Here is an 8,565-nt window from a genome sequence, read left to right as displayed (position 1 = left end):
TCATAAGAGGCAGTCATGCTTCCAACTCCCTTGTTGAGATCCGCAAAACCCCAACAGGATAAGCCGAAAGGCCGGAAGTGTGACTGTCCCTCAATCATTCGCAGTGATCCGTTCTCTCCGGAGGCGACCTCTTTCATGTCACCTCCCTTGTTGTCTCAGGACTTGCATGCTCAAGCGAACACCACCTGGATGTCCGTGTATTCCTCTAGCCCCTCTACGGCGAACTCGACGCCGAAGCCGGAGGCCTTGACGCCGCCGAAGGGCGCGTTCGGCTGGATTGCGCCATGCTTGTTGATCCAGACCGAACCACATTCCATGCGAGCCGCGACCTTCTTGGCGGCGGTGCGGTCGGAGGACCAGACCGAGCCGCCGAGGCCGTTCGGGCTGTCATTGGCCATACGGATCGCATCCTCGATGTCCGAATACTTGATCACCGGCAGCGCCGGGCCGAACTGCTCCTCGTCGACCAGCGCATCGCCATTCGAAAGGCCCGAGACGATGGTCGGCGGGAAGAACAGGCCCTCGCCCGCTTCACCGCCGAGCAGCACCTTGCCGCGGCCCTTGGCGTCGGCGACGAGGCGGCTCACCTTGTCGAACTGCATGCGGTTCTGGATCGGCCCGAGAACGCTCGTTTCTTCAAGGCCGTTACCGACCGGGATATTCTTCGCATAGGCGACCAGCGCCTCGCAGACGGCGTCGTGGATGGACTCATGCACATAGAGGCGCTTCATGGCGGCGCAGGTCTGGCCGTTGTTGATGAAGGCGCCCCAGAACAGACCTTCGGCGATTGCCGCCGGATCGGCGTCCGGCAGCACGATGCCGGCGTCGTTGCCGCCAAGTTCCAGCGTCAGGCGCTTCATCGTTTCGGCAGCCGAGCGCATGACCTTCTGGCCGGTGGCGCAGGAGCCGGTGAAGACGATTTTGCGGATGTCCGAATGGGCTGCCATGGCGCCGCCGAGGTTGAACTCGCCCGTATCGTCGCCGGTAACGACGTTGAGCACGCCGGCCGGCAGCACTTCGTTCATGATCTCGACGAGGCGCAGCGTCGAAAGTGGGGTCAGCGGCGACGGCTTGACAACCACCGTGTTGCCGGTGCGCAGCGCCGGCATGATATGCCAGATCGCGATCATGACAGGGAAGTTCCATGGCGTGATGGACCCCACGACACCGAGGGGCTTGCGGTGCAGCTCCACGCGGCCCTGCTCGTTGTCCTGAAGCACCTTGACGGGCAGCGAAAGCCCGGTCGTGTAGCCGGCCCAAGCAACCGTGCCGCCGAGTTCCCAGCGCGAGCCCAGGCCGTTCAGCGGCTTGCCCTGTTCGCGGGTCAGAAGTTCCGCGAGTTCTCCGGCATGCGCTTCGATGCGGGCGGTGACGGCGGCACAGGCGGCCTGCAATTCTTCGTCGCTCTTGGCCGACCAGGCCGGAAACGCGGCCTTGGCGGCGGCGACGGCGGCGTCAAGCTCGGCCGCACCCATGTTCGGCGCGCGACCCACTTCCTCGCCCGTCGCCGGGTTCAATACGCTGAAAGTCTTTTGGCCGATGACCGGCTTACCGTTGATCGTCGCGCTGTGCAGCGTCATGATCGCCTCCTCCCTTCAAGCCCCACCTCATGCAGGACTATTGGCGGGATAGCCTATACGAAGTGCTCGAGCCCCACTTGGACGGGGCCGTCCAGCGCATTGGACAAATCCGTCAATGGCAGCGCTCGACAGGGCTGCGGACAACTGCGCCCGGCGTGATGCCGTATTTTTTGCGGAACTCGCGGTAGAAGTAGGAAAGGTCGTTAAAGCCGGCATCGAAGGCGATGCCCGCGATTCCCTGTCCGCCCTGGCCTTGCTGCGGCGCGCCAAGGCGCGCACGCGCAAGCTCCAGCCGGCGACCGAGCAGCCGGTGGCCGGGCGTCTCGCCGAGCGTCTGGAAATGCCGCTGCAGCATGCGTTCGGAGACATTGAGGCGGCGGGCAAGTTCGCTCGGGCCGAAACCAGGATCGGCGCAGTGGCGATCGATCAGGGCGAGCGCCCGCGACAGCAGCGTTTCGGCCGGCCGCGCCTTCTCCTGGGTCCGGATACCCTGGAGATACGCGCCCATCAGGCAGAAGAAGGCTTCGCCGAGCTGCGTCGTCGCGCCCGGCTCGGCGAGCATTTTCGTCAGCACCGCGCGCATGGCGACCCACAGCGGGTCGTCGCGGCTGATCGCGACGCCACCGGTGCATTCCTTGCCAAAGCGGTGCAGCATTTCGTGGCGCGGCATGTGCAGCGACACCTGGCTGGAGCGTACGCCGTCATAGACAAAGGAGGACGGCAGTACGGAATCGACAAGGAACATATCGCCGGGCAAAAGTGTGGCCGTCTTTTCGCTCTGCTCGACGCGGCAGTGGCCCTCGTCCTGGATCAGAAGGAAGAGATGCTCGCCCGGGTCCTGCCGGATCGAGCGGGTGCTGCGGCTGACATGGCGCGCGTCGAGCCCGACCACGGCCGTCTCGAAGTAGCCGATGCGGCGGCTCGCAACATCACCGGCCATGGTATCGTCGCGGCCCATCGGCTCGAGATCGAAGGCACCGCAAACCTTGCGCAGCTCCGCCTGCAGAATTTCCACCGGAACCGGTTTATGGACTGGTGTTATCAGTGACTGCATCATGCCCTCCCTGGCCTTTGCAGATGGCTTGCATGGGATCGTATCACGTTACCCGTCGCGGGCGCTGGATATACCTCCACCCCCTGCCGGCCATCTCCGCCAGAAGCCACGCCCAAGCGGCCGGCAATGCCACTTCCAGCGGCGCCCGGTGACGGTAGAACATAGTCTCGATGCGGATTTCCTCCCGCGTACGGCCCATAATTGACTGACCGGTCGGTTGATGCAAGTACTTTCTACTGGAGCCGGCTTTTCGAATGTGATTGATGCTCACCCTTGGGTACGGCCGCGACTCTCCCGCTTTCACCCCCTTCGATCGTGTCGGGACTGGATGGCCTCTTTTGGGTGGACACGGTGGCCAGGCGAGACGGCAGTGCAACCGGCTGGCAGCACTCCTGGGCGCGCCTTAGCAGCCGCCGTGTTTAAGCTATTGCAACTTCAGCGATCTACAGGAATATTAGTGTCTACTTCGCCGGGGGAGATACTGGTCGTTCAAAGGCGAGGCGCACGTGCATTACAGCTGAGGCGTTGAAGCGGTTGAGGCGGCAAAATGCGTGGTAAATTGTATCGAAGCCTACAATTATCGATCACGCTTGCTGCAACGGCAGCACTATCCGCGTGTGACGGCAGCAAGAACGAATACGTTCCGCCACCACCGCCGGTGGTCCATGTGGCCCAGCCGCTGGTGCAGCCGGTAACCACCTATTTCGAGCTGACCGGCAATACCGCTGCCTTTAACAGCGTCGACATCGAGGCACGCGTCCAAGGGTTCCTCGACACGATTGACTACCGTGATGGCGCGTCGGTCAAACAGGGTGATCAGCTCTTCTCGATCCAGAGCAATACCTATACGGCGCAGCGCGATCAGGCGCAGGCATCGCTGACTTCCGCGAAAGCCTCCCAGGTCGGGCGTCAGCAGGAGTACCAACGACAGCTGGCGCTCATAAAGCAGCAGGCCACCACCCAGACCAATGTGGACACCGCGACGGCCGCCTATGATGAAGCGAACGCGAACATCCTCAACGCCCAGGCGAGCCTGCAACTGGCGGAGATCAATCTCGGCTATACCCGTGTTCTGGCGCCTTTCGACGGCGTGGTGAGCGCTCATCTCGTGGATGTCGGCGCGCTTGTCGGCGTTGCCGGACCGACCAAGCTTGCCACGATCGTCCAGCTAGATCCGATTTATGTCTATTTCAACGTCAGCGAACCGCAGGTCCTGGCGATCAAGCAGGATTTGGCACGGCAGGGCAAGACATTCCGCGAAGTCGACCTTCCGAATGTTCCTGTCGAGATCGGCCTGCAGGGCGAAGACGGCTATCCGCATAAGGGTCGCCTTGATTATGCGGCGCCACAGGTCGATGCCTCGACGGGTACGCTGCAGGTCCGCGGCTTGCTCGACAACAAGGACCGCGCCCTGCTGCCTGGCTTTTTCGCCCGCGTGCGGGTCCCGGTCGGCCATCGCGACGGCGGCATATACGTCCGCGACGAATCGATCGGTTCCAACCAGCAGGGCAGCTACGTGCTGGTTCTCGGCAAGGATGACGTCATCGAGCAACGCCAAGTCAAGACTGGCCAGCGGCAGGGAAGATTACGGGTGATCGAGGAGGGTCTCGATCCCGGTGACTGGGTGGTCGCCGAAGGTATTCAGCGGGCAATTCCAGGCGCGAAAGTCGCGCCGGAGAAGGTCAAACTGGATCCCGGCGAGGACGCAACCTCTGCTCCCCATGCAACAGTCGTGCCCCGGACCGATACGCCTGCACCCTCTGCTGCGGAAGCAGCCAAGCCATGATCTCGCGCTTTTTCATCGAGCGGCCGGTACTGGCCAACGTTCTCGCTCTGGTCATGGTGCTGATCGGCGCCGTGGCGTTGATCCAGCTGCCCGTCGCGCAATATCCGAACGTCGTTCCGCCGACCGTATCGGTGACGACGCGCTATCCCGGCGCCAGCGCCAAGACGCTCGTCGATACCGTCGCATTGCCGATCGAGCAGCAGGTGAACGGCGTTCAAGACATGATCTACATGCAATCGACGAGCGCCAGCGACGGCACCTACTCGTTGAACGTCACCTTTGCCATCGGCACCGATCCAGACCAGGCGCAGGTGCTCGTCCAAAACCGCGTGGCAATCGCCATGTCGTCGCTGCCGCAGGCCGTGCAGCTGCAGGGTGTAACCACGCAGAAGAAATCGACGTCCATCCTCGGCTTCGTCACTCTGACCTCGCCGGACAACCGCTTCGACAGTCTCTTCCTCTCCAACTATGCGGTCATCAACCTGCAAAGCGAGCTCTCGCGTCTACCGGGCGTCGGCAGCGTCACGGTTTTCGGCGCGGGCCAGTACGCGATGCGCATCTGGATGGATCCCAATCTTCTGCAGGCACGGGGCCTGACGCCGAACGACGTGATCTCCGTCGTGCAGCAACAGAGCCAGGAGGTGGCGGCCGGCCAGATCGGCATACCGCCGGTGCCGACCGGCCAGGATTTCCAATACACGCTGAACGTCAATGGCCGCCTCAGCGAGGCGCCCGACTTCGAAAACATCATCGTCAAGGTCGATGCCGAGAACGGTGGCCGCATTACGCGCATCCGGGACATCGGTCGGGTCGAGCTGGGTGCCCAGACCTACAGCCAGACCTTCATGCAGAACGGTCATCCCGCGACCGGCATCGGCATATTCCAGCTGCCGGAAGCCAATGCTCTTACCGTCGCCCAGGAGGTGGGCGTCAAGATGGCCGAGCTCTCCAAGAGCTTTCCGCCGGGATTGCAATACCAGATGCCCTTCGACACCACAAAGTTCGTCACTGCCTCGATCGACGAAGTCTACAAGACGCTTATCGAGGCGGGTGTTCTGGTGCTGATCGTCATTCTCGTTTTCCTGCAGGACTGGCGGGCGACGCTTGTGCCGGCAACCACGGTGCCGGTGACGATCATCGGCGCCTTCGCGGCCATGGCCGCCCTCGGCTTCACCGTCAATCTGTCGACCCTCTTTGCCATCGTCCTTGCCATCGGCATCGTCGTCGACGACGCCATCGTTATCGTCGAAGGCGTCGCTCGCCACGTCGAGAGGGGCCTGCCGGGTCGCGAAGCCGCCGAGAAAGCGATGGATGAGTTGTTAGGGCCGGTGATCGGCATCACGCTGGTGCTGATGTCGGTCTTCATTCCCGCAGCGTTCCTGCCGGGTCTAACCGGGCAGCTCTATCGGCAATTCGCCCTTGTAATTGCCGCCACCGCCCTCATCAGCGCCATCAACGCCATGACGCTGAAGCCGACGCAGTGTGCCCTTTGGCTGCGGCCACCCATCCCGCCGGAACAGCGCAACTTCCTCTACCGGGCCTTCAACCGCGCCTACGATCCGATCGAGCGCCGTTACGCCGGCCTGATCGGCCGGATGGTGCACCACAGCGGCCTGATGGTCGTGATAGCGCTCGCGCTAATCGCGGTGGCTGGCTGGGGTCTGGCCCGCCTGCCGACCGCCTTCCTGCCGGTCGAGGATCAGGGCTATGTGCTCATCGGCGCTCAGTTGCCCGACGGAGCCTCCAAGGAGCGAACCGATCAAGTCTTGCAACAGGTCGGCACGATCGCCGCGGCGACACCGGGGGTCGAAAACGTACTGACCATCAGCGGCATTTCGGTGCTTGATAACAATGCCAGCCTGCCGAACGCAGGCGTTGCCTATGTCGTACTGAAGGATTGGGGCGCGCGCGAGAAGGAGAAGGGGCAGGACCTACTGTCGATCTACGAGCATCTGAACGGCGCGCTGAAGGAGGTGCTCAACGCCAATACACTTGTGCTCGTGCCGCCCCCCATCCAGGGCATCGGCAATGCCAGCGGCTTCACCATGCAGGTGGAGATCCGCAATGGCGACTTCGATTACCCCCTCCTCGAATCTCTGGCCAACAGTATCGTCAGCAACGGCAACAGCCAGTCCGCTCTACAACGGCTGAGCACCAGCTTCCGCGCCGGCGTGCCGCAATTAGCGGTCACCGTCGATCGGATCAAGGCCGAGACCCTTGGCATTGAAGTCGGCCAGGTCTTCTCCGCGCTTTCCGGCTATGTGGGCTCCAGCTATGTGACGCAGTTCAGCAAATTCGGCCGCACCTTCCAGGTCTATGTGCAGGCCTCGCCCGACGCGCGCGTCAGCCCTGAGGACATCCGCAGGCTGATGGTCAAGGCGGGCAACGGCACCATGGTGCCGCTAGGAACCGTGGTCGACGTCACTCCCATGCAGGGTCCGTCCCTGATCAGTCTCTACAACCTCTATCCCAGCGCCACGATCGTTGGCGGGGCGGCGACGGGCTTTAGCTCCGGCCAGGCGCTCGACGTGATGGAGCAGATCGCCAGCAATACACTGCCCCCGACCGCTGGCTTCGACTGGACGGCAATGTCCTACCAAGAAAAAGCCGTCGGTTCGCAGATCTACTTCGTCTTCGCACTCGCCATACTGCTCGTCTATTTCGTGCTCGCCGGCCAATATGAAAGCTGGATCCTGCCCCTCGCTGTGCTGCTGGCGGTGCCTCTGGCGCTACTTGGTACGGTCGGCGCACTCATGGCGATCGGCGTTGCCAATAACCTCTATACCCAGATCGGCGTTATCCTGCTGATTGCGCTCGCCTCCAAGAACGCGATCCTGATCGTTGAGTATGCCCGCGAGCAACGCATGCAGGGGATGGAAATCCTGGAAGCAGCCGTGGAGGCGGCGCGCCTGCGCTTCCGCCCGATCTTGATGACATCCTTCGCCTTCATCCTCGGGGTGCTTCCGCTGGTCCTTGCTACAGGCGCGGGCGCCAACGCACGCCGGTCGATCGGCATCTCCGTGTTCAGCGGCATGCTTGCCTCGACCTGCCTTGCAGTCCTCTTCGTGCCTTCCTTCTATGTCGTTCTTCAGCGCTTCGAGGAATACCTCAAGCGTCGCAAAGCTCCAGCGCCGGCGTCAACCGCCTCCTCGGAAACCGAGGCAAGGGTTACCTCGGCGGGCTCCGACGGTGATTAGAAGATAGCTGATTCGGATGGCAGCCCATGAACGCTGGTCGCTGGGTGGCCCTCTTCCCTGCTGGAATTCTACGTTAACGGGGGGCGACGCGTTTGCTCCAACGGAGCGAGGCGCTCTGTCCGCATTAGCGAAGCGGCAGCTCTGTCGACGCAGGTAGCGACAAACTCAGCCGTGGACCGGCCGCGGGCTGAACGGCGGACCTGACGGACGCCAAAGAAACTATTCTAGTAAAAACAAGTATCTTCAGAAGATATTTGGCGGACAGAGAGGGATTCGAACCCTCGGTACGCTTTCACGTACACACGCGTTCCAGGCGTGCGCCTTCAACCACTCGGCCACCTGTCCTTTGGCGGTCTGCATCGGCGAAGATGCAAATCGTCGGAACGGCCGCGATATATACCGATGAATTTCTGTCGATCAACCCAAATCTAACAGTTTTTTGACTTCTTCCGGTAAAAGTGCGCTCACGCCCTCCATTGCAGCTCCACCCCTCCATCATTATCTTTTGTAGAGGTTGACGAATGGCGCGGCTGGCCGGGAAAATGCCTGCCATGTTTGATCGCCGGAGAGTTCGATGCGTTTCCTTTTGCGTTTGACGAGTCTTGTCGCGCTGGCCGTTGCCGTCATCGCCGGAACGGTCGATTCCATCCAGTCCGTTGCCGCCTCTTCCGTGGTCATTACCCCCATGGGCGACGCATGGCAGGACCTCAGCCCCTCCTCGCTGGAAAGCCTGCAATCGAGCATCGCCTATTATATCCACCCGCGCTTTTACACGCTTGCCTTCCAATGGCTGATGCTTCAGCCAGCATTCGCCGTGTTCCTGGTGTTGTCGCTGCTGTTGTGGATGGCAGGCTACAAGAGATCGCCTGCGGCTGGCCGATTTGCAGCATAACAAATAGCGTCGACCAGTTCCGGGGTTGGCTAGAAAAATCGCAACCCAACGATGAT

General features: G+C 62.0%; 5 protein-coding genes and 1 tRNA gene. 3 read left to right on the top strand and 3 right to left on the bottom strand.

Going from position 1 to position 8,565, the window contains the following annotated elements; genetic code table 11:
- Window positions 1-170: 170 nt before the first annotated feature.
- Window positions 171-1,580, bottom strand: coding sequence for an aldehyde dehydrogenase family protein (locus tag AC1DPR_RS14805; RefSeq protein ID WP_477816592.1), 1,410 nt, complete (start codon window positions 1,578-1,580; stop codon window positions 171-173).
- A 112-nt stretch (window positions 1,581-1,692) separates the two neighbouring features.
- Window positions 1,693-2,634: a helix-turn-helix domain-containing protein gene (locus tag AC1DPR_RS14800; RefSeq protein WP_477816591.1), complete on the bottom strand. Its 942-nt coding sequence runs from the start codon at window positions 2,632-2,634 to the stop codon at window positions 1,693-1,695.
- 547 nt (window positions 2,635-3,181) lie between these two features.
- Between AC1DPR_RS14800 and AC1DPR_RS14795 the strand changes: the two genes are divergently transcribed.
- Both AC1DPR_RS14795 and AC1DPR_RS14790 read left to right on the top strand, forming a co-directional pair.
- On the top strand, window positions 3,182-4,420 hold the full coding sequence (locus AC1DPR_RS14795) for an efflux RND transporter periplasmic adaptor subunit (RefSeq protein ID WP_051085557.1): 1,239 nt from the start codon (window positions 3,182-3,184) through the stop codon (window positions 4,418-4,420).
- Window positions 4,417-7,617 (top strand): efflux RND transporter permease subunit, encoded by a 3,201-nt coding sequence (locus AC1DPR_RS14790; RefSeq protein WP_018855298.1) that lies wholly within the window; start codon window positions 4,417-4,419, stop codon window positions 7,615-7,617. The genes AC1DPR_RS14795 and AC1DPR_RS14790 overlap by 4 nt, the downstream gene beginning before the upstream one ends.
- Window positions 7,618-7,872: 255 nt before the next feature.
- Here AC1DPR_RS14790 and AC1DPR_RS14785 read toward each other — a convergent pair.
- Window positions 7,873-7,962 (bottom strand) — tRNA-Ser (locus tag AC1DPR_RS14785).
- A 229-nt stretch (window positions 7,963-8,191) separates the two neighbouring features.
- Here AC1DPR_RS14785 and AC1DPR_RS14780 point away from each other — a divergent pair.
- The gene (locus AC1DPR_RS14780; protein ID WP_018855299.1) at window positions 8,192-8,509 is read left to right on the top strand and encodes a hypothetical protein; all 318 of its coding nucleotides are present in this window, start codon (window positions 8,192-8,194) and stop codon (window positions 8,507-8,509) included.
- Window positions 8,510-8,565 lie beyond the last annotated feature (56 nt).

Source organism: Rhizobium sp. 01T417, from assembly GCF_056398905.1.
The sequence above is the reverse complement of the archived record's forward strand: the minus strand, read 5'-3'. Positions and strand labels throughout refer to the sequence as shown.